Annotated in this window: 16 protein-coding genes and 4 pseudogenes; 7 read left to right on the plus strand and 13 right to left on the minus strand. The window is 53.3% G+C overall.

Annotated elements, in window-relative coordinates; all coding sequences use genetic code 11:
- The first annotated feature begins 190 nt into the window (after positions 1-190).
- From ACZ1HE_RS06405 to ACZ1HE_RS06430, 6 genes are all read left to right on the plus strand, one after another.
- Complete coding sequence (locus tag ACZ1HE_RS06405; protein WP_472620033.1) at positions 191-2,305, plus strand: AIPR family protein; 2,115 nt, start codon at positions 191-193, stop codon at positions 2,303-2,305.
- Positions 2,306-2,353: 48 nt separating this feature from the next.
- Positions 2,354-3,988, plus strand: coding sequence for an ATP-binding protein (locus ACZ1HE_RS06410; protein ID WP_472620034.1), 1,635 nt, complete (start codon positions 2,354-2,356; stop codon positions 3,986-3,988).
- Entirely contained in the window at positions 3,985-4,809 is an 825-nt protein-coding gene (locus ACZ1HE_RS06415; RefSeq protein WP_472620035.1) for an HNH endonuclease, read from the plus strand. Before ACZ1HE_RS06410 ends, ACZ1HE_RS06415 begins: the two co-directional genes overlap by 4 nt.
- Before the next feature lie 76 nt (positions 4,810-4,885).
- Positions 4,886-6,502, plus strand: a complete 1,617-nt coding sequence (locus ACZ1HE_RS06420; protein WP_472620036.1) for a DEAD/DEAH box helicase — start codon at positions 4,886-4,888, stop codon at positions 6,500-6,502.
- Positions 6,503-6,614: 112 nt separating this feature from the next.
- Positions 6,615-6,875 carry an EcoRII N-terminal effector-binding domain-containing protein gene (locus tag ACZ1HE_RS06425; protein WP_472620037.1) on the plus strand — a complete coding sequence of 87 codons (261 nt, stop codon included), beginning with the start codon at positions 6,615-6,617 and terminating at the stop codon, positions 6,873-6,875.
- Positions 6,767-7,045 (plus strand): DNA binding protein, encoded by a 279-nt coding sequence (locus tag ACZ1HE_RS06430; protein ID WP_472620038.1) that lies wholly within the window; start codon positions 6,767-6,769, stop codon positions 7,043-7,045. The genes ACZ1HE_RS06425 and ACZ1HE_RS06430 overlap by 109 nt, the downstream gene beginning before the upstream one ends.
- Here ACZ1HE_RS06430 and ACZ1HE_RS06435 read toward each other — a convergent pair.
- A complete protein-coding gene (locus ACZ1HE_RS06435; RefSeq protein WP_472620039.1) occupies positions 7,042-7,491 on the minus strand; it encodes a very short patch repair endonuclease in 450 nt (149 codons plus the stop codon). The two genes, ACZ1HE_RS06430 and ACZ1HE_RS06435, sit on opposite strands and share 4 nt — an antisense overlap.
- 4 nt (positions 7,492-7,495) lie before the next feature.
- Positions 7,496-8,569: a DNA (cytosine-5-)-methyltransferase gene (gene dcm, locus ACZ1HE_RS06440; protein ID WP_472620040.1), complete on the minus strand. Its 1,074-nt coding sequence runs from the start codon at positions 8,567-8,569 to the stop codon at positions 7,496-7,498.
- Between the two features lie 677 nt (positions 8,570-9,246).
- On the opposite strand from dcm, the gene ACZ1HE_RS06445 reads away from it, so the two are divergent.
- Positions 9,247-10,923, plus strand: a complete 1,677-nt coding sequence (locus tag ACZ1HE_RS06445) for a hypothetical protein (RefSeq protein ID WP_472620041.1) — start codon at positions 9,247-9,249, stop codon at positions 10,921-10,923.
- Between the two features lie 469 nt (positions 10,924-11,392).
- Here ACZ1HE_RS06445 and ACZ1HE_RS06450 read toward each other — a convergent pair whose 3' ends face one another.
- From ACZ1HE_RS06450 to ACZ1HE_RS06500, 11 genes and pseudogenes are all read right to left on the minus strand, one after another.
- Positions 11,393-13,054 carry a fasciclin domain-containing protein gene (locus ACZ1HE_RS06450; RefSeq protein WP_472620042.1) on the minus strand — a complete coding sequence of 554 codons (1,662 nt, stop codon included), beginning with the start codon at positions 13,052-13,054 and terminating at the stop codon, positions 11,393-11,395.
- A gap of 285 nt (positions 13,055-13,339) precedes the next feature.
- Positions 13,340-15,755, minus strand: a pseudogene (locus ACZ1HE_RS06455) (ligase-associated DNA damage response DEXH box helicase).
- 260 nt (positions 15,756-16,015) lie between these two features.
- Positions 16,016-17,323 (minus strand): ATPase, encoded by a 1,308-nt coding sequence (locus ACZ1HE_RS06460; RefSeq protein ID WP_472620043.1) that lies wholly within the window; start codon positions 17,321-17,323, stop codon positions 16,016-16,018.
- Positions 17,324-17,441: 118 nt separating this feature from the next.
- Positions 17,442-17,984, minus strand: a complete 543-nt coding sequence (locus ACZ1HE_RS06465) for a prepilin peptidase (RefSeq protein WP_472620044.1) — start codon at positions 17,982-17,984, stop codon at positions 17,442-17,444.
- A 3-nt stretch (positions 17,985-17,987) separates the two neighbouring features.
- On the minus strand, positions 17,988-18,833 hold the full coding sequence (locus ACZ1HE_RS06470; RefSeq protein ID WP_472620045.1) for a tetratricopeptide repeat protein: 846 nt from the start codon (positions 18,831-18,833) through the stop codon (positions 17,988-17,990).
- Positions 18,834-18,863: 30 nt separating this feature from the next.
- On the minus strand, positions 18,864-19,406 hold the full coding sequence (locus tag ACZ1HE_RS06475) for a tetratricopeptide repeat protein (protein WP_472620046.1): 543 nt from the start codon (positions 19,404-19,406) through the stop codon (positions 18,864-18,866).
- 52 nt (positions 19,407-19,458) lie between these two features.
- Positions 19,459-20,442, minus strand: a pseudogene (locus tag ACZ1HE_RS06480) (type II secretion system F family protein).
- A 13-nt stretch (positions 20,443-20,455) separates the two neighbouring features.
- A pseudogene (locus tag ACZ1HE_RS06485) lies at positions 20,456-21,425 on the minus strand (type II secretion system F family protein).
- 12 nt (positions 21,426-21,437) lie between these two features.
- Positions 21,438-22,883 carry a CpaF family protein gene (locus ACZ1HE_RS06490; protein ID WP_472620047.1) on the minus strand — a complete coding sequence of 482 codons (1,446 nt, stop codon included), beginning with the start codon at positions 22,881-22,883 and terminating at the stop codon, positions 21,438-21,440.
- Between the two features lie 23 nt (positions 22,884-22,906).
- Positions 22,907-24,146: pseudogene (locus tag ACZ1HE_RS06495) on the minus strand (AAA family ATPase).
- Positions 24,147-24,336: 190 nt separating this feature from the next.
- A complete protein-coding gene (locus tag ACZ1HE_RS06500; protein WP_472620048.1) occupies positions 24,337-24,963 on the minus strand; it encodes an OmpA family protein in 627 nt (208 codons plus the stop codon).
- Positions 24,964-24,966 lie beyond the last annotated feature (3 nt).

The raw sequence follows: 24,966 nt of genomic DNA on the forward strand, positions 1-24,966 counted from the left end.
TTTTGTTTTTGGCCAACTCATTGAAATTGTGACATCATGATCTCACATTTATGTGAAGAAGAACAACTATTGGCTGAATTCTGCGCATTAACCTAAGGGGCAAGAGTTCTCTTGCGTCGCCACTAACACGTGAGCGGAGATCCACTTGCGTGTGGGTCTTTGTGTTTGAGAAAAAATTGTGGAAGGGAACATGGAACAAATTCAAGAGTATTTCGATTTTCTGGACGCACAGCTTAAGTGTGAGGCCAGCCAAGCGGGAATCGATGTTGAGAGTGCCTTTCTGGAACGTATGGGGGCTCAACTGGAGGCCGAAGGTGAGCTCGTCACGCTCGACCGCGTTGGTTTTCGCGGCACCGCTGGCGGGAAGACTCTCAGAATTGACGCCATTGGCGGGAATCCGAAGGAAGCAGAGAACATTCTAAGCGTGATCGTGTGCGACTACCATTCAGGCTCATCACTTCGAAAAATCAACGCAGCCGAAGCAAAAAAGCGCTTCTCTCATCTGGTGAATTTCGTTGCAGCCGCACGCCGCGGAAAGCTTGTTAGTGAACTTCCGGAAGGCAGCCTTGAGGCAGGAGCAGCAAGTACTATTGAGGCAGCGTGGAGTTCAATCGCGAAGGTAAAACTGATTATTGTCACCAACGATGTTTACAGTGCAAGAACCGATGCCGTTCTCGCTGGAACGATTGCTAACGTGCCGGTGACTTACAACATTTGGGATCTGAGTCGGTTCCACCGTTATGAAACTTCAGGACAGCTTCGAGAAAAACTCACTGTGAATTTCTCCGAAGACTTCGGTAGTTCAATCCCTGCACTCGCTGCGTCGGCAGGCGGCGAAGCACTCCAAAGTTACCTTGCTGTGGTTAGTGGTGAACAACTCGCGGACATCTACGAAAAGTGGGGGTCGCGCTTGCTCGAGTCTAATGTCAGGAGCTTTCTGCAGGCGCGTGGTGCGGTCAATAGGGGCATCCGAGACACCATTAAAAACGAACCAGAAATGTTCTTCAGTTATAACAACGGGCTTAGTGCTACTGCAGACAGTGTGGAGCTAGAGAACACATCCGAAGGTCTCAAAATCGCGTCGGCTGAAAACCTCCAGATCGTAAATGGTGGCCAAACTACTGCCTCGCTACACGCGGCCAGAAAGACGTCACCTGAAACGCTGAAAGACGTCTTCGTGCAAATGAAGCTAACGGTGGTTCCCGAACACGCTTCAGAAGAACTAGTTCCTAACATTTCCAAGTATGCCAACAGTCAGAACAAGGTTAGCGCTGCCGACTTCTTCTCAAACCACCCATTCCACATGCGCATGGAAGAGTATTCGCGGCGTGTTCTGGCCCCTGCGGCCGAGGGAACCAATCGTGAGACCAAGTGGTTCTACGAAAGAGCCAGAGGGCAGTATCTCGTCGAACGCTCGAAACTAACTCAAGCAGCAAGAAGACGCTTCGACTGGGAGAATCCTAAGTCGCAATACTTTGTAAAAACTGATCTTGCGAAAGTTGAGATGAGCTTCCGAATGCGCCCTGATGTCGTTAGTAAGGGGGCGCAGAAAAACTTTGGAGCGTTTGCACAAGAAATTGGAGCCGCATGGATTCGAAGTGAAAAGCAATTCGACAGGACTTGGTTTCGCCACTTAGTCGCGAAACTCATTGTATTTCGTTATCTTGAAAAATCTGTACCAAAGCAGGAATGGTATCCTGGTGGCTTTCGCGCGAACATCGTGACTTATGCCATCGCAAAGGTCATGTCCGACGTTGCTGAAACAGACCTTGAGATTGACTTTGATACAATCTGGCGGAAACAGACGCTTCCAGCGGCCTTAGCGAAAGTGTTCTTGACTGCTGCAAAGGAAGCATCCGTTGTCGTGACCAATCCTGAAGCAGGTATCAACAACGTTACGGAGTGGGCAAAAAAGCAAGCCTGTTGGGCTACATTGAGACGTCTTGAGGTTGACTATGAGATTGCCCTTGAATCCCTTTTGATTGAACCAAGCGAAGCACAGGCCGAACGACGTGACGATAGAAGGGATGAAGCGCTAATCAGCGGGATTGAAGCCCAAGCAAAAGTTGTGGAGCATGGGGGCGATTTTTGGAGCCGCGTTCGACGTTGGTCGGTATCAAAAAAGATCATCTCTGAAAGGGAAGCGGGAATTCTTGCCGTTTGCGTCGTTGTACCAGCCCGGATTCCCAGCGAGAAGCAATCTCTAATCGCAATGCAAATACTAAACAGAGCGCGGGAAGAAGGTTATGTCGATAAGGGAGAAGCTACCAAGATTAAGATTGGCGTCACGAACCGACTCCACTGAACCTATTTGCCCAAGCCGACAAAAAAATCGAAACTGCAAAGGCACAAAATGAACGATCTAATCAACGAACCGGATGCAACACGCCTGATCTTTGGACTTCGCGACACGGGGTACAACGTTCGTACCGCCGCCGCCGATATCATAGACAACTCGGTTGCCGCGAAAGCAGACAAAATCAACGTTGAAATTGTACTCCATGAGGATGGCCGAAAGGTTGTTTATTTCGGCGACAACGGTGAAGGTATGAGTGCATCAGCCGTTCACCAAGCTATGCGATACGGCGCTCCGGTTAGAGAAAATCCAGAGAGCCTCGGGAAATTCGGCTTGGGCTTGAAGACAGCTTCTAGTTCTGTCTGTCGCAAGTTCACCGTTGTGTCACGAGCCAGTGCTGAACAACCACTCGCCAAACTAGCATGGGACTTAGACCATGTCGCAAAGCTCGACAGTTGGGAGATGCTGCGGGAACCGGTGACAACGGACGAAGACGAAATGTTTGATGAGCTGTGCGGTGAAACAGGCACGCTCGTTGTCTGGGAGAAGTGCGATCGGATTTTGTCGAAGGAGTATGAAGCTGGCGGAACGCGTGAGCAGGCTGCAATCAAAAGGTTGGCCGATACCCTAAGCAAGCACCTTTCACTGGTGTACCATCGTTTTCTTGAAAAGACAGACAAGCGTGAACGGGATATCGAGATCTTTATCAATTCCAGTCCAGTCGTCCCATGGAATCCCTTCTACCCTCAGCGTTCAGATCAGGTTTTGGCGGAAGCAAAACAAAAATTGATTATTGAGCTTCCAGATGGCTCTGAGGATGTTGCGGAAATTAGGGCTTGGATCCTTCCGCACCGCAGCGAAATGACTAAAGATGAAGCACGGGAATATGCGAGAATCAGCAATAAGGCACAGGGCTTTTATGTTTTCAGAGAAGGCCGTCTTATTCAGGATGGTGGATGGATGGATGTTTTTGGGTCCCCCGAGCCGCACACATCCCTTTTGAGGATCGAGTTTGATTTTGGCCATCGGCTTGATGACGCCTTCAGAATAGACGTGAAGAAGTCCCGAATTCTATTCCACCGAGACCTTGAAGATGGGCTAAAGGAGCTGCTTCAGCCAATTTATAGGGAGGCGGGAAATAGATACCGACGGACGAGCCGGGCTCATACCAACTCCGCTAGAAAAATTGACCATACTAGTGCGAATAACAACATTTCTGGCACACCAAACACTACCAAACCTTCAGTCAATTCGGTTGATGTGGGTTCACAGTCAGCGACGGTTTCGAACAACATGGGGGCACGCATACGAATTAAGTCTCCAATCGAGAACAACGTTAGCCCTCAGACCGTGCATGTAGAAGCCGTTGAGACAATAAACAGCGGCGAGTTGTGGCAACCCGCTCTTCGGAGTCCAGGCGAAGATGGTCATGTACCCTCGGTTCTACTCAACAAACATCATGACTTTTATCAGAAGATATACCTTCGGGCCGCGGCTAATGGATACGCAGTTGAAGGGATGGACCTTCTGCTATGGGCTTTCGCGGTAGCGGAGCAAAACAACATCAACGATGAACTGGAACCCGTCTTTGAAGACATTCGAACTGAGATTTCAAATAACCTCAAAAAGCTTCTTAGGGGTCTTCCGGATCCAGACCCAAGTGAGCTCGGGAAAGACGACACCACGCAATGATACTTGAGAAGAAGCGCTTAATTGTTCGCGAACTTGAGGAAGGCACGGGGGCAAGTATTGACATCGAACCGGACAAGACTGGTGTACGCTCTGCAATGAAACTTTGGTTTTCCGATCTTGGAAAGAACGGTGGTCCAATAGCATCTCTTAAGCCTCATGGTTTGCGAGGACACAAAGTAGACATCAAGTTTGGTTCTTTTGCTGGCGGCGTCATTGGCCAGATTAAACGAGCCCAAGACGAGGATGTTCAACTTGCAAGAGCGCTCGTCGACACATTAGGGAAAAACGTTGCTCTTTCCTTCGCGGGCCAAGACTCGCACTGTTGGTATATTGAAGACGGCAAGTTTCTCATCGAGGCGATAGTAAGGGACCTCAGCGCACCTGATTCCGATGCCGCTGTGGCCAAGACTTGTCGCGAGGTCATCACTCCGCTGATGGCCGCTATGGCTGAACTAATCGGGTATGATGTCATCGATGCCATCACCGAAGAAAAAGATGGTGATCTAGAAGGAGCCATCAAGCAATCTGTTGTCGCAAGACGCGAACGCAATCCAAGAAGCCGACTCCTCTGTATCAGGCTCCACGGCAATTCATGTTTCGTTTGCGGAATTGATCCACAAGACCTGTATGGGAAGGCTGGCGACATTGTGGAAGTGCACCATTTGGAACCGCTTTCCTTGTTGACTAAGCCGAAAGCTTACAATCCGAAAACAGATTTGGTCCCTCTGTGCCCGAGTTGCCACCGGGCGGCGCATACGCGTCGTCCTTTGCCATGGTCAGTCGAGGAGCTTCGTCAATTGATGGGATCTAATGATGAGTAGCTATTCTGATCTGCCTCTAGGTTTTGAGGGGTTGAGGTCCTCACCTCCAACAGATCACACGTTGTCAGAAAGACTCTTGGAACCTGCAGTTTTTTTACAGCGTGAAGGCGATAAACTCGTGGCCCGCCTGGGCGGCATCAGAATGCGCAAGGGGCAGGCTCAAGAACTCCTTGCCCCCACTAACAGGCATTGTTGGGTAGTCGATGGCACCATACTACGTCCGCTTCCACGCGACTCCGCCGAATTGTTCGCCGAGTTGATAGGAAATGAAGACCCGGAGGACCTAAGCTTTCCCAAGGCTATCCAACTGATTCGGGAAGAAAATCCACTGTTTGCCGTGAATGCGGCGGACAATGTATTGGAAGCGGGGAACAACGCCGCCCTACACAATAGCGAGACCATTTCTATTGAGGGTTTGGATGCACAGCTGTTTCCATACCAAGCCCGCGGCGTACAATGGATGAGCAATACCATTCGACGAACAAATGGCTTAATTCTGGCTGACGAGATGGGATTAGGAAAAACACTCCAGATCATTGCTCTACTGATGATCTCTCCTCCGGCAAATTCTTCTCCTGCTCTTATCGTTTGTCCGACTAGCCTAATCGCGAACTGGGTTAGAGAGATCGAGCGCTTTGCTCCATCCCTCTCTCTAGTGGTACATCGTGGTGCGCACCGTACGGGTGTGGTGACCGGGCTCCAATCAACACAAGTCGTAATCACAACATACGACACATTGGTTAACGACGTTTCAGTATTCTCGTCCATGATGTGGTCTTGGGTCATTTGCGATGAGGCACAAGCCATAAAGAACCCAAGGTCCAATCGTCGAAAGGCGCTTTCAAGCATTCCTCGCCAACGCTCGATTCCAATGACCGGTACTCCGGTCGAAAACTCCTTGATGGATCTCTGGTCACTTGCTGATTTTGCAGTTCCAGGATTGCTCGGCACCAAAAACGAGTTCGAATTTGAGTTTCCTGACAGCTTTGACTCTGCTCAAGAGCTAAGCCGATTGACCGATCCAATAATCCTCAAAAGAAGGGTGGCAGACGTTGCGGGCGACCTGCCGGAAAGGCTCGATATAGACGTCCCTCTCGAACTCGATGATCTCCTAATAGACCACTACCGCGACGTCCGCGATGCGACCCTAGCCAAGTATCCAGTAGCCGGTGCGCTCGTGGCTACGCTTCAACTTCAGCTGTTGTGTGCACATCCTTGGCTGAGAAAGAATGAGGACGGTGATGAAGAAAACGCGTCTTTGCTTCCGTCAGAATCTTTTCCGATCCTCACCCCGAAAGTCGAGCGCACAATCAGTCTGTTGAATGAAGCATTCCGCAATCGACGAAAGGTTTTGGTTTTCTCACTGTTCAACAAGGTTGGTGAGATTCTTAAGTCAGCAGGCAATCATTTGCCCCTTGCTTTCTGGGGCGCCATAAACGGAGCTACGGCTCAAGAAGACCGCCAACAGATTATCGACGAGTTTTCTGCGTTCGATGGCCCAGCATGTTTGATCTTGAACCCAAAAGCTGCTGGTGCAGGGCTAAACATTACTGCTGCAACGGTTGTGATACACTTCACACCGTTGTGGAATCCGGCACTTGAGGCGCAAGCCAGCGCTCGCGCACATCGTCGCGGGCAGACTGATCCGGTATCGATCTATAGGCTTTTTTTAAAGATACCGTCGAAGAAGTGATGATTGAGCGCTCGGATTGGAAGAACGATCTAGCCAATGAAACGGTACCTGTGTCCACCCGCGATGCCCATGATCTAAACAAAGCACTGCAAATTATGCCAAGGAGAGAGTGATGACGACGACTTTCCGAAAAACACTTACGGCCAATGACGTGGGCGCGACTGGCGGCCATCAAGCTGGTGTTCATATCCCCAAGACAGAAGGTGAACTACTGGCTATGCTTCCGTTGCTTCCGCCGAGCGAAAAAATCCGGATGCTTGGTTGTTGTGCATTGACGACGCAGGCAACGAGCTTCGCTTCAGATATGTCTACTACAACAACCGCTTACACGATGAGAATGGCACCCGGAACGAGTACCGAGTCACACATATGACGAAGTGGTTCAAGGATGTAGGGGCGAACGAGGGAGATGAATTCGAGATCTCAAAATCCCCTGACTCCAATGAATACCTAGTCCGCATTATTCCGTCGGGCCGGACTTCGTTGGCTGATGACGAAGCAGGCGTGCGTATACGACTAACAAACTGGCGGCGCGTTCATTAGTTTCTGAGGAAGCCACGTTCGGTAATCTCGTTAGAAGCTTCCGCGCAAAGGAGCCATTCCGCTATCTGTTCGGCAAGCGATTTACTTGGAATGTTTCTGGTGGCACATTCCCATATCGTCAGGACCCTCCATCCACCATCAAGTAGGCTTTCACGCGCGAGAACGTCCCGCGCGGCATTTGCCCGTAGCTTTTCTTTCCAGAACCGGACACGTGTTTTCGGAATACGAAAGAACCTGCATCCCTCGTGCGCATGCCAAAAGCAGCCGTGAACGAAAATAGCCGTGCGATGTTTTGGTAAAACTAAGTCAGGCTTCCCCGGAAGGTCCCTGCGGTGCAGCCGAAACCGGAAACCCTCTCTATGAAGGGCACTACGCACGATCATTTCCGGCTTGGTATCTTTATTGCCAATGCGCTGCATCATTTCGGAGCGCGACATAGTTCCCATGAGATCAAGCAACCCAATCTTTCGTTGGTCGTAAAGACACAGTGTTTTTGAGCCATGGCGCCATTGCCTCAGCTACAGCCAAGGCCACTGGTACAGCCACAGCGTTACCAAACTGCTTATAGGCTTGAGTATCTGAAACTGGGATTTTCCATGGTTGATTGGAGCCGAGGCGGTCAAAGCCCATCAATCTGGCACATTCCCGAGGTGTCAGGCGGCGCGGGTTTTTCCCTTTTTGCGCGATCAATATCTCGGATCCATCCTTATAGTATCTCGCACTTAGGGTTCGTGCGACACCGTCAGGAGTGCAAAGACCATAGCCAAAACCGTTTCCAGCAGCTTTGTGCTTGGCAGCGTATGCCTGGAGATAACTCCAAAGCTTGTCGGACAAGGTATATTTTGACGCAACTTTTGCCAGCTTACCCTCAGTATAGGGAGCTTCGGCGGCTTCAAAGCCATCCTCCGGATGAAGAATGCTTTCAAGTTTGGGACGCGGAGCCTCAGGCAAGACGACATCATCAAGAGTGAATCCCACAGGATGATCCCGTCTAAATCCGGCAATAAAAATTCGCTGACGATGCTGCGGTAACCAACTCTGAGCATCAATCACTTTGTGATCTACATGGTAGCCCAGCTCATCAAGCGAATGTAGGATAACCCGCATTGTGTTACCTTTGTCGTGAGACAAAAGGTTTTTGACGTTCTCAAGCAAGAATGCTCTAGGCCTGTGGTGTTTGAGTAGCCTTACTACGTCAAAGAATAAGGTTCCCTGAGTCTCATCTAAGAAGCCGTGTAGCCTTCCTAAGGAGTTTTTCTTGCTTACGCCCGCGATTGAGAATGGCTGGCATGGAAAACCGGCAAGCAGTACATCGTGTGCTGGAACATCGGATGCGGCTATTTTCGTTATGTCGCCAGCGACCGGATGCTGATCTCCAAAGTTCTCAAGGTAGGTTTGCTGTGAATAGCGATTCCATTCGCTAGTGAAGACGCACGTCCCTCCGATTCCCTCAAAACCAAGCCGAAGGCCGCCGATTCCAGCGAACAAGTCAATGAAACGAAACTCTGGGGTGGTAGGTTGCATACTCTCGCCTCTATCTGCTCTTGGGAAGCATATCCAGGCAGAAGTAGCAAAGAAACAACAATATGTGTCAGTCACAAGCCCAATGCGCACCGTGCTGTAATGTGAGACGCCATCAACCAAACACCCTTGAAATCTCCGCGAGGAGGAGGGAGCTTGGAGCTTGGGTCACTGGGTATGCAAACCCTATTAAGACATCCAAGAAAGCGGCAACATTAGCTTCGCGGTCTTAACGCATTTTGGATTTTGTCAACTGATGTTGATGCGGGGAAGGGGCTTCAAATTGTTTTGATGCGCTCCCCCTGACGTTGGCTGCAGGGAGTTAGCGCTGATTGGGTTCCACCATTGCGATAGATTAACCATCTAGGTGATCTTCTGCTTTGTCTGAAGCGTCTTCAGCTTCGACCGCCCCCTCCAACAACAACATGATCAAGGACCAACTCATGGACCAAGCATTTGCTTTGGCCACTGGGTCGGCTTGTGCTTTGCGGCATGGGTCAGGCTCGGTGGTACAAACACCATTAAGACCTCCCTATAGCGATTGTACCAGCTACGGCTCAGGCGACTTGGCTAACGCGACGACTACCTCCTTGCTGGAAGAACTGGCTCTACGTGGAGGGGGTCCTACGTCGCAGGATGTCGCTACAGCCCTGCGAGAACTCGTCGCTAAGATGGCTGCTATGGCTGACGGGACAGCCCCGCCCAGCTTCTTCCTCTCCAGCCTTGATCCCGGTGTCGGGAAGACCACGACGCTGATCCACTTCGTCCAACAGCTTCTGAGGTCGCAACAACATGAAGACGTAGCGGTCCTGCTTTGCGTCTCCCGACTGGAAGAGATTGTCCGGCTGGTCGAGGAGATGAACCTCGATGAGGGTGACTTCGCGGTCCTGACGTCAGAGGATGAGGTCAACCGGCTGAGTTCCACGCCGACAAGCGAGGCCCGTGTCTTGTTCACCACCCATGCGATGGTCATGAGCCGTTGCCGTGGTCGCCGCTTCGGGAATGCTGATGTCTTCCAGTACCGGGACAAGGTCCGCGCTGTCCGGTTCTGGGATGAGGCGATGCTGCCCGGCGAGGTGGTCTCCCTCAACACGGATCAGCTTGCGTCCTTACGTGACCCGCTGCGGTTCTCCCATCCCTCGCTGGCTCAGCTGGTCGAGGGTCTGGAGCGTGAGCTTGAGGCATCAGGTGGTCGAGGGACCTGTACATGGCCCGATGTCGAGGACGCCACGGGGATCAGCTGCTACTTGGCCAAGCGAGGTCTGGACCAGCGCCATGCCTCCTACCTCGACGACCTGTACGCTCTCTCAGGGCGATGCGTTCTCCTGCGCAAGTCCAACAACGCCACCACGGTCATCACCGCGCTCGACAGCCGAGACGCGATACCAGACGATCTGGCTCCCATGGTGATCCTCGACGCCTCTGGGCGTGTTCGTGCGGCCTATGAGCAATGGGAGAAGGCAGCAGGGAAGCTCGTGCGATTGCCCTCAGCGGCCAGAAGCTATCGGAACCTCACCGTCCACGTCATGGACAAGGGTTCAGGCAAGACCGCATGGATGAAGAACGGTGACGCTCTGGCTCAGGAAGTCACCCAGCTGATCGACAGCAAGCCCGAGGAGGAATGGCTGGTCGTCTACCACAAGGGGGTCAAGGGCGGGGCCATACCTGACCAGATCGGGGGGCTGCTCAGCACGAACCCGGACCGCGTCAGCTACCTCAACTGGGGCAAGCATCAGGGGACCAATGCGTTCCGGCACATCCAGAACGTCATCCTGGCCGGGTTCAACAACTACTCGGAGACCGACTACGAGCTGATGGCCCGGTACTACAGCGGCATCAAGAACAACCAGACGGTCGCTAAGTCTCTCGTGCGGGAGATCGAGGCGGGTGAACACATGCACCACATCCTGCAGGCGCTGTGTCGATCCGCAGTCAGGCAAGGCAGAGGTTCCGAGTGTGGTACTTGCAACGCCTACATCATTGCTCCGAAGCGTTCTGGCATCCTTGATCTCCTCCCCGTGGTCTTCCCCGGGTGCAGGGTTAAGACATGGAGGTCAACCAAGGTGAAGACCACAGGGAAAGTGCAGCAGGCGCTTACCTACGTGGAGATGCACTTCGACGACTACCCAGATGAACCGCTGCGGTTCTCCGAGCTGCAGTCAGAGCTGGAGATCACGTCATCGTCCAACTTCCGTAAGACCATCCGCAACCACGACAGCTTCAAGGCTGGACTGGAGGCTCTGGGCATCGAGGAGACCACCGTCGGCCACTACCCCCACCGCAACGCTCTGGCGAAAAGGCCCCAGTCCTTCGGTCCGGTGGAAGGCTCCAGCTACATCGCGGATGTTCGAGCCTGAAAAATGTGAGCGCCCTCCCCATGGGCGGGGCGTTCGCGCTTCCCCCATGCCCTATTCGTGGCCAACGGCTGCAGCGATGACCATGGAACCGCCGTAGCGGCGGCAATGTGAGTACGCCCCCGGCACCATTTTACCAAAGAAAAACAGTGTTGTGACGATGTGGCTGTTGCTACACCTGAGTGTTTGATTGTGCCGGACCGCACCGGGACTACAAACACAGTAGCTTGAGGCCTGTCGCATAAGTAGGCTCAATCTCGACTGTCGCGCCACCTCACAAACTGTAGGATCAACGTATTAGAACGTCCAGAAACGCCATTGTCGCGCGAGCGGCTTTGTCCTCCCTCGCATTTCCACCTCTTGTTAGGCCAGTCGTGTCGAGGGCCGCCTCCACTGTGCTATCCCCTTCACTCTATCCGCAAAGAAGGCACCAATCTAACTCGATGCCTTCGATAACACTTAGGAATGCGGGTTATACGATCTGAAATTGATCTTCGTCGACGTGATAGGTGCCAACAAGAAAAATTGATCCGCCGTCCTCAATATCGAGAATCCCACCTCCTCTAACCCATTGAATTGATTCAACAGCGTCATGAGCTGAATGGAAGTCGTCGGACGAGAGAACTAGTTCGTCATGCGAGCGGAGACCGTAAACTCTGTTGTCACCTTCTAGGTTTGTGAAATCGAATTCATCTGACCCGGATCCACCGAAGTAACGATCATCGCCGTTGCCATCGATGAACTTGTCATCTCCACTGCTACCAAAGTAGCGATCATTGCCAAGTCCGTCGATGAAGATGTCGTCGCCACTATGTCCGTATGAGCTGTCGTTACCTGCCCCATCGACAAATGTGTCATCACCTTTTCCGCCATAGGATCTGTCTTTACCCGCGCCGCTGCTCAGAACGTCGTTGCCGGATTTACCCCACAACTTGTCGTCAGCGCCACCGCCCTGAATGACGTCGTCTTCTTTAGTACCGCGAATCCGCAAGGATTGCGGCTCCAGGTCGAAAGGCAGCAGAACACCGTCGATCGCCTGTATTTGTCCGTTCGCGGCCTCGATATCCGTCAAGCCATCGATAAGATCAGGGTTGTCGAGCTGGGGATCGGCATCAACCACTTCGCTGCCGTCAAGCACCAATGGTGCATCATCCAGAAGTGTGTCCAGCACCTTCTGTTCTTGCAATTCGCTTACTCTGTCCCCACCAGCTTTGACGTGATACTTCAGAACGTCCGAGACTGTTTCGGCCCCCAGGACTTGCGCCAGAGCCGTCGCGTAGTCCGCGTCCACTATGTCGTTGGGATCTTTCTGAAGGACGGTGGACACATCGATACCAAGAGTGTTGGCTAGCGTTATGAACGCGTCATCCGTCGGTGCAAAAACAGTTACATCTGCGTCGCGGGAGAGGGCTGCGTCAAGCAGGCCATTTATTCCGTTCGTTGCGACCAGAGCGGCGGTCAGAATTTCAAAATTTTCGTTTCCGCTCGCAATTTCTGCTATCGTTGGCTGCGATACTGCTTCCATCACGTCCAAAGGAAGAAGAACTCGGTCGATTGCTTGTATCGTGCCGTTGCTGGCAGGAATGTCTGTCAGACCTGCAATGAACTCGGGGTTTTCTACTTCTGGATCTGCATCTTCCAGTTCGCCGTCCGAGACGCTGAAGCTCGTTGCCAAACCGTCGGCATCTACAAGAGTATCAATAGAGCCAGCGTCTTCAATTTCGGCAAGTGAAGAACCTCCAATTTTGATGTGATACTTGAGAACCTGACTCACTGTTTCAGCGCCCAGCACCTGGGCCAGAGCGAGTGCAACGTCCGCATCTGTTACGTCTGCGGGATCCTTACCTAGAACCTCGGGAACATTGATGCCCAATGATTTGGCAAGCTCCGCGAATGCAGCATCCGTTGGTGCAAAAACCGTAATGTCAGCCGTCGGATCCAAGGCTGTCGTTAGAAGTCCATCGAGGCCATCTGTGGCTTGAAGGGCTGCCACGAGCGTTTCGAAACTTTCGTTGCCAAGCGCAATCTCTGCGATGGTTTCAAGCTCTTTTGAAGGTTGCTCAACTGCTGGTTTTTCAGCGGGCTTGTCGAAAAGCTTTTGAAAAAAATCAGCAAGAAAAGGAATGTGAAACATTGTATTCTCCCTAGCTTCGTTTCTTACGGTTCACACGGTTCACCTAGGAAGTTAGATTTTGCGCCGCGCGGGTTCTTCCACGCTTGCTCTCCCTCAAGTGTCGTTCCAATACGGGCTCGGGTCAGATTTAGATGAGTGAATGTGGTAACGTTTTGTTGAACTTCGGGTGTCAGGTGCAAACTCGATCATGTGTCCGCTGGACGTAGAATGGGTCATTGAAAGGAGTGCATCCAAGGACTGGTTCGACTGGTTGGCCAAGTTTTAGCTAAGGCTGAATTACGCCTTCTAACTCAATTCGATAAGGCTGGAAGCTTGCATTAGTCGCTCACTTTCCTCGTGCAACAAACGTTCTTCAGCCGATCCTTTCACCGGGACTTTTCCAACTTCCAGTAACAACGGTGCGGCGAGTGGAGTGACACGTTCAAGGCGTTTGAGGTCAATTCGAGAACCGACGCGATCGATCATTTCTTCAATGCGTCCGAAATCGACCAGCCCGCGCATTGCTTCCTCTCGTGTGATTTGGAGCAATAAGTGTTCGGGATCATACTTGACCAAAGTGTCGTACAGGATGTCCGACGAGAACGTGGCTTGACGCCCACTTTTTCGGGCCGTTGGCGTGTTGCGTTCGATCAGCCCAGCAATAGTGGCGCTGTTGCGAAACGTACGCTTCATCACGGCATTGCCTGCCAGCCAAGTGCTCAAGCCAGCTCGCAGGTCGTCGACTTGAAACAGAGGGCCTGGGTCGGTGAGAATGTCCAGTCCCCAGATCAGCGTTGCATAGTCGGTGGCGACGAAGCCTAAAGGATGCAAGCCCAGCTCTTCCATACGTTTGGTGATCAACAAGCCCAGTGTTTGCTGTGCGTTGCGCCCGGAAAAACCGTAGATACAGGTGTGTTCTCGTCCGTCATGCGGAAAAGTCTCAATCAGAAGCCTGCCACGTCGTGGCAACGTTGAGACCCGCCTTTGCAACGCTAACCAGTCTGCTGTGTGCGCTGGAAGCTGGGGCCAATCAGGTTGAGCGAACAGGTCGAGAATGCGATTGCATAGTTGAGTAGATGTCGAAAATTTGGTGCCCGAGAACGTTGCAATCTTGGGCTTCTTTGCAGAGTTGCGAGAAACCTCTACCGTCATCTCGCGCAACCCTTCGTAACGTACGATTTGACCGCCAATCAGAAAGGTGTCGCCTGTTGTAAGTGATGCGGCGAAGGCCTCTTCAACTTCGCCTAAGGGTTTGCCTCCGCGGTTGCGTTTCAGCCGTACCTTCAGAGTATCCGTGTCTTGTATCGTGCCCAGGTTCATGCGAATTCGCGCTGCGGATCGTGGGTCACGCAATTGCCACTGCCCGTCGGCACTCTGCATCAGGCGCTTCCAGCGATCATAAACGCGAAGTGCATAGCCACCCGTCGCGCAAAAATCCAAGCAAGCGTCAAATTCATCGCGGCTCAAATTGGCATAAGGACCGGCAGACGACATTTCGGCAAAGAGATCGTCTGCCACAAACGACCCGGCAGCCGCGGCGACAAGAATATGTTGGCAAAGCACGTCTCGGGGTCCGTCGCCGCGTGGATCGCCGTCCAAAGCCTTTTCTTTGACGGCCTCCAGGGCCGCAACACATTCGACAACTTCAAACCGATTGGCAGGTACCAGCAACGCCTTGGATGGGGCGTTGTATTGATGGTTTGCTCGACCAATGCGTTGAACCAAGCGCTTGACGTTTTTTGGTGCACCGATCTGGACCACCAAGTCCACGTTGCCCCAGTCAATGCCCAAGTCCAGGCTGCCGGTGCAGACAATGGCTCGAAGGTCCCCGCGCACCATGGCGGCTTCAACCCTTTCACGCTGCTGCCTGTCCAACGAGCCGTGGTGAATCCCGATAGGCAGCCCGTCTTCATTGGCAAGCCAGAGGTTTCGAAAGAATATCTCCGCCTGCGCCCGCGTGTTATGGAAGATGATTGTCGTCTCATGCGCCTTGATCTGTTCCATTACCGCGGGGATTGCATAGGCGGCGCCTCCGCCTGACCAGGGTGGCATCTCTTCTGTTTGCAGCATGGAAATATCCGGATCAGGGCCCGGGTCGGCCAGCACGATTTCGCAAGGGTCCGGGTGGCGCGCCAGGAAACGAGCGACAGCTTGGGGATCCTCGACGGTGGCCGAAAGGCCGACCCGCCGCAAATCGGGGCAAAGTGTTTGCAATCGGGCAAGGGCCAACATCAGTTGATCTCCCCGTTTGCTTTCGGACAGTGCATGAATCTCGTCAACGACAACACGTTGTAGGTCGACAAACATCCGAGCAGCGTCCTCGTATGAGGTAAGTAAAGCGAGGCTCTCGGGGGTCGTCAGCAGGATATGAGGCGGGTCTGCGCGTTGGCTTTTCTTCCGTGTGGCCGAAGTGTCTCCAGTTCGATCATCAATGCGAATTGGCAGCCCCATGTCGGCCACCGGAGTACGCAAGTTTCGTTTGATGTCCGCGGCCAGCGCCTTGAGCGGTGAGACGTACAAAGTGTGCAACCCTTGGTGTTCGCCATTTGCCAACTCCGCCAGTGGTTGGCAGAAACCCAGCCATGGTTTTACCGCCTCCTGTTGGGGCGATCAGTAGGGTTGAGGCCTCAGCAGCCTTCTCGAGCATCGTGATCTGATGTGGGTGGATGGACCACCCGCGACGCGCGAACCAGTCAGTGATTTTAGAGGGAAGGGTTGCCATGTTGCGACCCTAGCTTGGGAGGAGATCACGGAAAAGGGGGCAGTTTTTGCGCGACCCCGAGGGCGCTGCTCGATGTTTCCCTGTGGTGAACAAGAAGAATGTAGAGATACTCAGGTGTTGCGAATGTGGTGGTTCAATGGCGTAATCCTGCACCTGACCGTGCAAAAATGCACGGGTGCGAGGTGCGCGCTTTGCGAAAATTGGCTTGCGAAATCAGTACCGTTCGGATGTGATCCGACTAAATCACAAAGCTATGCGTGTTACTTTACGATTGTTTCGTCCTTGACGAACATGTTGGCCCAAGCACGGTCAATCAAATCTGGTGTCATTTGATAGGGAATGCCCTCAAACTCGCAGATAGCAATCATCTGATCGATCAGGAACACCGGCTGATAGTTGGCATAAGTGTCGTCGATTGTCGGATATTTGACTTTGAGCAGATGAACCAACGCGCTCTCATCCAGCGGGATCCCTTTCTTTCGGGCCACGAGTGCAAAGATCTTCAAGAAGTTTTCCTGGTTCGGCCCGTCGATTTTGATTTTGAAGAAAATCCGACGCAACGCGGCTTGGTCAAAAATCTCGTTGGGATGGAAGTTTGTCGAGAAGATGACCAGCGTATCAAAAGGAACCTCGAATTTTTCGCCTGATTGCAGTCCAAGGATATCCTTGCCTTCTTCAAGTGGAACGATCCATCGGTTGATAAGTGCCTGTGGTGGTTCGGCCTGTCGTCCTAGGTCATCGACGATGAAGATGCCGCCGGTTGATTTCAATTGCAGCGGCGCCTGATAGGTGCGCGCAGTCGAGTTGTAGACCAGATCCAACATCGATAGTGACAGTTCGCCCCCGGTCACCACGGTTGGTCGTTCGCACTGCACGTACCGTGTATCGAACCGCTTGCGACGGCGTAGCTGAGTTGGATCATCCGGTTCTTGTGCGATGGCGTTGTGTACGATCGGATCGTAAACGGTGATGACCTGACCAGAATACTCGATGGCACGCGGCACATAGACCATGTCGCCCAGGGCATCGCGAATGCCATTCGAAATTGACGACTTACCATTGCCCGGCGGTCCGTACATCAAGATCGAGCGCCCTGCGCTGACCGCTGGCCCCAGATGATCCAATAGGCTGTCAGGCAGAACCAGATGGCCCATAGCGTTGGTTAACTGCGTGCGTGTGACCTGAATGTTTCGGATGGATTGCCGTTTCACTTGTTCGCGGTAAACCTCAAGTGGAACTGGCATGGCGCCAAAATACTCTGACTGGCTGAGCGCGTCGAGCGCGCGTGATTTGCCCGCGTCCGTGAGTTGGTAACCCATCTCATTTCCGCTATTGGCGTTCAACGTACCGGTTGCTTCGAGCAGCTTTTGCTCGCGTGCCATATCCACCAGTTCTTGCGTTACGGACAGTGGCAGGCAGATAGCCTCAGAGATCTCGGTGACCATATCCAGGTTCTTGCGAAACACAGTCTTAAGCAGGATGTCCCGCATCATCACAATGGGAAGCTGCATTTCAGCCAGCCCCTTGGGGGCGGGAGGAGCAATAACCGACGTTGGCTGCATGTTCATGGGATTAAGCCTGTCTTTCCGCTATCAACACAAATGCTGCGGTCGTCCCGCATTGTTTCCAAACTGCCTAGGCAATGTGGCATCACAAGGGCAGAGGCAGGGCGCGAAAGCGAAAGTTTCAGCTGCCGTGAATGGTTCCCAGTATCAAATACAGGGCTAGCGTTCCCCCAAGGCTCAAACCCATGGGGAAATCCAACCCCATGCTCCAGCTTTGCCAATTGGGGGCGAGGCTGCGCAGGGCTGTGAGTTTTGCGATCTTGTGGGTCGACCATGCGGCGAGCAAGTTGGCCGCAAACAGGGCAATCAACAGGCGAATGTCACCAATCGCAATGAACGGAGCGGCAGCAGCCGCGAACTTGGCATCACCGGCGCCGACAGCGCCTATCATGTTCAGAACAATTCCGAGCAGCAGGATCACAACCAGTTGCAGCAGCTGCCAGACATAGACAGGGAGTGCGACGGGAAATGGCCCAATATGTCCAGTGGGCCAAGGATCAGACCAGGGCAAAGCAAATGGACCAATCAGTACGAATACAAAGAACAAGGCCATCACGGCCTGGTTGGTTATTCGCATTTCGCGCAGGTCAGTGAAAGCCACGTAGTAGCAGATTGGGAGCACGAATGGTAGAAAACACCACGCGGCCTGCGTCGTAAGTTCCACGGATCAGCTCTCGAGCGCCCGCAGGGATCTGACCGCTTCTTCAAAATGCTGAGGGTGGGTCGCGATGGCTTCGCGCAAAAGCCCCTTTCCGGTGGTGACGTCGCCCTGCTTCACCGCGGACAGAGCCATTGTGTGCAACAACTGCGCCCGTTCGGATTGATCCATCGGGATCACCGGCAGGGTATAAACACGCTGTGCTCCACGGGCGAGGACGAGGTTGTTCTTGGCCGTAAACAGGGTCTGGTCTTGGCGGATCGCGTCACCGAAAAGACGTTCGGCTTCCGAGTAGTCGCCGCGAGTCAGTTTGGAATAACCCCAGTTGTTCATGACACTGGCCGGGCGAGTGGTGAGTCCAACGGCCGTTTCGTAAAATGTATCGGCCTTTTTCCATTCCTTGTTCGCATCGGCGACCATGGCCTCAAGACGATATCGCTTGAAGGTTTCATGTGTCGGGGGAACCTCGTCCAGGATTTTTTCGGCACTGTCCCAGTCGCCGGTGCGGATCAAGGCATCGGCTAAGTCGACCGCATCGTCCGGACGCGCACCTTCCATCTTGGATACGCGTTTCCAGGCGCTAACGCCTTCTGTATTGCGCTTTGCGCGGACCAATGATTTCGCCAGACCGCGTTGAAGGTCGACCCGATCGGGGTTTGCCTTAGATGCTCGCGCGAAATAATCGACCGCTTCGTTCGGATCAGCGACCGTGAGCATCACATCGTTCAGGTCGGTTTCATCTACGACGTTTACATCCTGAAATGCCCGTTCGACGGTTTCATCCGCACTTTCGGAACAGGCCGAAAGCGTCAGGCCAGTGGCCAGCAACGCTGGAATCAAGAAATGATGGCGCATTTTTTGCGTCCTTTACTGCTCTTGCCCTTGTCATGGTGTCTTGCGGATCTGGAACTCGCCCTGTCCCCGCTGCACCAGTTTATATTGTTCTTGTTGTCCAGCATTATTATCAGGATTTTCGGATTTTGCGAGTGCAATCCGTAAATTATCCCGGATTGAGTCACTTTGGCCATTGTCCAGAGCAAATGCTTTACGGAAAACACCGGTTGCTTCGGCCAATTCACCCTTTTCCATCAAGACGACACCCAGATTGTTCCAGGCTTCGGGCCAGTCCGGGGCTTCTTGTACGGCGCGCCGGAGCATTTCTTCGGATTGTCCCAGACGTCCAAGGCCCAGATTGGCAGTCCCCAATCCGGTCAGTATCTCGGTCGTCATTCCGTCATCCAAAGCCGCTCGCGTAAAGGCATCAAGGGCAAGCTCATACTCTCCGGCGTCCAAAAGGCGTTGCCCCACTTCTACACCATTCACCGCGTCTGCGTTGTGATCCACACCCGGTGGGTAAGGACCCTCGGGTAATTCGTCCAGGCGTTCAGAACTGCAAGAGGCCACCGCTGCAATTGCAACGATGGCCATGAGTGCTGTTCTGAGGGGTGCGCCTGTTGTCACACCTGGCTTTGCCATTTCTTCAGTTGCTCATGTTGCCCAGGTCCATGATGCCTTTTGCCGAAGGTCCAACAAGGATGATCAGCAGCGGCGGAACCGTCAGCATCATTGTGGCAAGGGTCATTTTGGTTGGCAACTTGTTTGCGGCCTCTTCAGCACGCATCACGCGTTTATCACGCATTTCGCCTAAGCATAAACTCTAAGCGCCTCTGCGATCGACGTACCAAAGCTGGCGGATTGGATCAGCACTGTCACAAATGAGGCAACGTCAGAAACACCGCAACGAGTTCCCATATCGCGCAAAACCTTGTCCTTGTCTTTGCCTAGCCTTCATCTCATAGGCCACAACCTCGAATTCGTCAGCCAAATCCGGGTACGATGCACGAAGTTCTTTGGCGACGCGAACAATAGACTGGTCCAGGGATTGGCCAGCTTCGACACAGACAAGCATCATGTCCAAAGAGTCTGGGAACCCTGCTGTGATGTTTTCTTTGCGGGTTTCGACCCGGCGCGTGATCCAATAACGCGGAAGAAAATACCCAACCCCGCCAGGGCCAAGCACGCGGATCAAAAGGGCCTGAGTGTCAAATTCCTGATCGGCGGCAATGACGGTTACATAAATGAAACCAAGGATCAGGCCGACCAAGCCCAATGCAAATTGCGCAAAGTGGAAAAAGCGGACTGCGTCCTTAGATTGGTACCCCGCCTGACGCAGTTTGAGATGCATGGCGGACAATTCTTCGGCGTCCTGCGGCTCAAGAAAGGTGGCAAAACGCTCAAGCTGTTCGTTGCGCCCGCCTTGACGCAGTCGCTCTTTCTTGGGTTTCTGCTGCGTTTTGGGGTCGATATCGCGTTTGAGTTTCTTCAGCGGATCCTCGGGCTGGTTCAACATCATGGGAACCGTTAGCAGGATCATGAACAGTCCAAGGATACCGACCACGACAAGGGGCCCAAACTCGCCCAGATGTTCGGTCAAAACATCGTTGATGTTTGTCAAAAATTCCATTGCCTTGCTCCCCTCAGACTTTGATGTTCGTCAGTGCCCGCATGACGATAAGGTTGGCCGTCAGCAGAATTCCGACAACAAAACAGGCGGGAATGAACCAGGGGTGATCGACCACCCCATCATAGTACCCAGGGTCATTGACCAAGATGACAACCAACGCCAACAGAGGGAATGCGGACAGGAATTTGCCTGACCACTGCGCTTCGGCGGTGATGGCTTTCACACGGCGGAACAGGCGGAACCGTGCACGGATCACCTTGGCCAGACCGGCAAGGACCTCGGCCAGGTTACCACCTGATTGCTGTTGAATTGTTACGGCAACAGACAAAAAGCGCAGATCCTGCATGTCCAGGCGCTCTGCCATTTCCTTGAGCGCCTCGCCAACGTCACGTCCATAGGCACTCTCATCCGCGATAATTCCAAACTCTGTTGCGATTGGGTCGTCGGATTCCTTTGCCACAATCTGAATGGCGGAAACGAACGGGTGACCAACGCGCAAAGATCGCACCATCAGTTCAACCGCGTCCGGCAGTTGTTCTTCGAACAGCGACATGCGTTTTTTGGCTTTGCTATTGACCCAAAAGTACACCGCGCCCACACCGATAAGAACCGACGCGCTCGACGCGCAGTGGAACCTCTGTTTCCGTGCCGATACTCAGGCCCAAAAAGGCAATGCCCGCCAGCCCGGCCATGATCATGATCAACTGGCGCGGGGTAAACGCGATCGCCGCTTTTTGCGCTTTTTCGGCCAACAGCGAATACAGCGGGATCGACGTCGATTTCATGTGCTGCTGCATTTCTTTGCGCAGTTGTTCCAGCACCTGTTCGCGGCCTGCGCCCTTGTCGAGCATGTCCAAACGACGGTTGACGCGGCTGTTCAGGCTGATCGACTTGCCAAAAGCTACTAGATAGATGCCCTCGACAAGGGCAATTACGCCGACGAAGATCAAACCATAGATAATTGGTTCCGCACTTAATTGCATGACTGGTCCCCCTTACATGCTCGTCGGTTCATAGATGGATGCAGGCAGGTCATACCCCCACATCCGGAACCGCTCGGAATAATGGCTACGTACGCCGGTCGCCGTGAAGTGGCCGATGATTTTGTTTTCTGGTGTCAGACCGACGCGCTGATAGCGAAAGATTTCCTGCATCGAAATAACATCACCTTCCATGCCGGTGATTTCGGTGATCGAAGTCATACGGCGCGAGCCGTCTTGTAGGCGGCTTGCCTGAACAATCAGATTCACAGCTGATGAGATCTGGCTGCGGACGGCTTTGATCGGCATTTCGATCCCGGCCATGGCGATCATGTTTTCCAGGCGGCTGACCCCGTCGCGGGCCGAGTTGGCGTGGATCGTGGTCATCGAGCCATCATGGCCAGTGTTCATGGCCTGAAGCATGTCGATGACTTCCTCGCCGCGCGTCTCGCCAACGATGATGCGGTCCGGGCGCATCCGCAGCGCGTTTTTCAGACAGTCTCGGGGCGAAACCTCGCCTTTGCCTTCAACGTTGGGTGGACGGCTTTCCATTCGACCCACATGTGTCTGCTGCAACTGGAGTTCCGCCGTATCCTCAATCGTCAAGATGCGCTCGGCGTTATCGATGAAACTGGAAAGTGCGTTCAGTGTGGTGGTCTTACCCGACCCGGTACCACCAGATACGATTATGTTAAGCCGCGTTGAAACGGCGGCTTGTAGATAAGCGGCCATTTCTTCAGTGAAGGCTCCGAAATTGACAAGGTCGTCGATGCCCAGCTTGTCTTTTTTGAACTTACGGATCGAGACCAGCGAACCGTCGACAGCAATCGGTGGAACCATTGCATTGAAGCGCGACCCGTCGGCCAGGCGGGCGTCGACATAAGGATTTGATTCATCTACGCGACGACCCACAGCGGACACGATCTTGTCGATAATCCGCATCAGGTGCTTCTCGTCCTTGAACGTCACGTCGCTGATTTCCAGCTTGCCGGAGCGTTCTACAAAGACCTGTTGCGGGCCGTTCACCAGAATATCGTTGACGCTGTCGTCCTGAAGAAGAGTTTCCAGCGGACCCAGACCCGTGACTTCGTCATAGAGGTCCTTGTTCAGCGTTGTGCGGTCCTCACGGTTCAGCACGATGCCTTTTGTTTCCAAAATCTCGCTGGTGATCGTGCTGATTTCGGTTCTCAGCTCGGCTTCGGCCGCATGTTCCAGCGCCGCCAGGTTCAAGTTTTCCAGCAAATCACGGTGCAGTTCGATCTTGATCTCGCCCAAACGTTCCTTCCGTTTGCGATCACGATCTGCAGGTGCGGCCTCGGCTGACTTTCGCGGCATAGGCTTGCGCAAACTAGCCGCCGTCGGTTGAGGTTGCGGCGCGCTTGGGGCGGCTTCGGCCTTTTTGGTCGGTTCGGCAGCCTTTACCAGTTCAGTTTTGGCGTTCTTTTTGTATCTCGAAAACATCTCGGTCCCCCAATCTTACTCATTCATGCGGCTTCGGCGTCGCTGCGACCAAGGTCGTGCAAGGATTGCGCCAGCTTGGCGATTTCCTTACGCAGCGGGTTCTTGGCAGCGGATGAAGCCAGCGGGAGGCCATGATCGGCGCCTTGCGTGACCTGCTTGCCCCCGTCGGGTAGCTGCAGATCAATCGATATCCCCAGGGATTCTCCCATACGTTTGACGCGACTCTTGCCGCTCAGGTCCGTAAATTTCGGAGCTCTGTTCAGGGCGAACCGCAATTTATTGAACGGCAGATCCTCGGATTGAAGCGCGCGCTTCATCCGCAGGGCATTCTGAGCCGAGCGCATGTCCAACTCGATCAGTGCAAAATAGACATGTGCTGCCTGAAGAACTGTTTCCGACCATTGAACAAGCGTTTTGGGCATATCTACGACGACATAATCGAAATGCGCGCGTGCCATCTCAATGACGCGTTCGATGTCTTCCGGATTGACGATATCCAATGGAACCATGTCTGACGGTGCCGTCAAAACCTGAAGCTTGTCTTCAAAGCTCAGCAGAGCTTGTCCAAACACTTCTTCGTCCATGGTATCGGTGTCTGACAGCATTTCAAAGACGGCCTCGCGGCGCGGCAGGTCCAGATAGGTTGAAATCGACCCGTATTGCAGGTCGAGGTCCAACAAGCAGACGCTTGGGGCATCGTTCTTGTCGATGTTGGTCAATTCCCACGCCAGGTTGACGGCCAATGTGGTCGCGCCTGTTCCGCTTAGCCAATCCCTGTACAACGATTAGTGCGCCTTCTTTTGAAGTGCCTGATTTCAGCTGCGCTGTATTGTGTTGCGATTGATTGACCTCTGGTTCTGGAGAGCTCAGTCGCTCTACGGCGGACTGCAACTCGTGTTCGGGCAAGGGGTAGGGGACAAATTCATCCGCGCCCTTGCGCAACAGTTGGTGTAACGATGCCGGAGTGACGTCCTCGGCGATCAGAATAACTTTGATCCCGCGGGCTTTTGCCTGGGTGATAATCTCACCCATGAGAACAAGGTTGTCCTCATCTTCACCATCAATAGCCAAGGCGATGAATTCAAGTGTTTCCGCTTCGGGTTGGCCAAAGAATGCCAGAGCCTCTGCAAAACCCAGATCACCCCAACTTTCACCAAGTACGGTTTCCATGTCCTCGATCAACAGATCGAAATTTTGAACGTCCCTGCTGACTGTACAGGCCAGGATCGGGTTGCTTTCCGGTTGTGGCGCTTCGCTGCTCATTGCCTTCTTCCTCTTTACGGGGGCATACCACCAAGCGTTTCCGCTTTAGCGTTAATGCCGTCGCGCAACCTGGGAGCGGTCGCACGTCACCTATTGGAAGCAATGTCGCGAGGAAGTTGGGCGAGATTTGGGCCGAAACAAACCAATTGTAGGGAATTGGGCGACGATACCGCCCAATTCGAGCGGATTGTTACTCGTCAAAGCCCGTGGCGCTGCTGGTTGTTGTGATCTGCGTCTTGGCTTCAGCGCTCTTGACGTAATCACGATAGACGATTTGGGCGTATTTTCCATCCAGAACGGTAGGGTGGCGGCCAACAAAACCGGAAACTTCAGTCACGGTACGGCGATTGCGCCGATCGCGATCCTGGGTGTTCACAAGCGGTCTGGTTTCACCGAAGGAAGCCAGCGCTTCGACCCGGGACCGGTTGATGCCTTGGCGGCCCAAAAAGGCAACAACAGCGTTGGCGCGGCGAAGTCCGAGAGACTTGTTGTAAGAAGATGATCCGACAGCATCCGTGTGACCGTAAACCCGGAACCGTACTTCCGGGAATTGCCGAATAAAATCAGCCTGTTTCAAGAGAATTTGCTGTGCGGTGGCATCGAGCGTCGCGCTATCGAATGCAAAGTTGATCTGCGTTGGAACTTCGCGTGCAAACCTGTCGGCCAGTGTCTGGGCGTAGTTGCGTTCCCCGTTCTGCATCTGGGTGTTGTTCAGGGTCGCATTCCCGAAGCTTCCAGAGTCAACTTCGAACCCTGCCTCGTAACCACATGCCGATACGGCGACCATCAAAGTCAGTGAGACAAACCATTTCTGCATCGG

This window comes from Falsiruegeria sp. JB4-1 (assembly GCF_055693495.1).

Coding starts and splice junctions, on each gene's coding strand:
- ACZ1HE_RS06470 (WP_472620045.1), bottom strand. CDS start 18,833: ATGCGCCATCATTTCTTGATTCCAGCGTTGCTGGCCACTGGCCTGACG.
- ACZ1HE_RS06460 (WP_472620043.1), bottom strand. CDS start 17,323: ATGAACATGCAGCCAACGTCGGTTATTGCTCCTCCCGCCCCCAAGGGG.
- ACZ1HE_RS06435 (WP_472620039.1), bottom strand. CDS start 7,491: ATGGGAACTATGTCGCGCTCCGAAATGATGCAGCGCATTGGCAATAAA.
- ACZ1HE_RS06405 (WP_472620033.1), top strand. CDS start 191: ATGGAACAAATTCAAGAGTATTTCGATTTTCTGGACGCACAGCTTAAG.
- ACZ1HE_RS06410 (WP_472620034.1), top strand. CDS start 2,354: ATGAACGATCTAATCAACGAACCGGATGCAACACGCCTGATCTTTGGA.
- ACZ1HE_RS06475 (WP_472620046.1), bottom strand. CDS start 19,406: ATGGCCATCGTTGCAATTGCAGCGGTGGCCTCTTGCAGTTCTGAACGC.
- dcm (WP_472620040.1), bottom strand. CDS start 8,569: ATGCAACCTACCACCCCAGAGTTTCGTTTCATTGACTTGTTCGCTGGA.
- ACZ1HE_RS06445 (WP_472620041.1), top strand. CDS start 9,247: ATGGCTGACGGGACAGCCCCGCCCAGCTTCTTCCTCTCCAGCCTTGAT.
- ACZ1HE_RS06450 (WP_472620042.1), bottom strand. CDS start 13,054: ATGTTTCACATTCCTTTTCTTGCTGATTTTTTTCAAAAGCTTTTCGAC.
- ACZ1HE_RS06490 (WP_472620047.1), bottom strand. CDS start 22,883: ATGTTTTCGAGATACAAAAAGAACGCCAAAACTGAACTGGTAAAGGCT.
- ACZ1HE_RS06415 (WP_472620035.1), top strand. CDS start 3,985: ATGATACTTGAGAAGAAGCGCTTAATTGTTCGCGAACTTGAGGAAGGC.
- ACZ1HE_RS06425 (WP_472620037.1), top strand. CDS start 6,615: ATGACGACGACTTTCCGAAAAACACTTACGGCCAATGACGTGGGCGCG.
- ACZ1HE_RS06500 (WP_472620048.1), bottom strand. CDS start 24,963: ATGCAGAAATGGTTTGTCTCACTGACTTTGATGGTCGCCGTATCGGCA.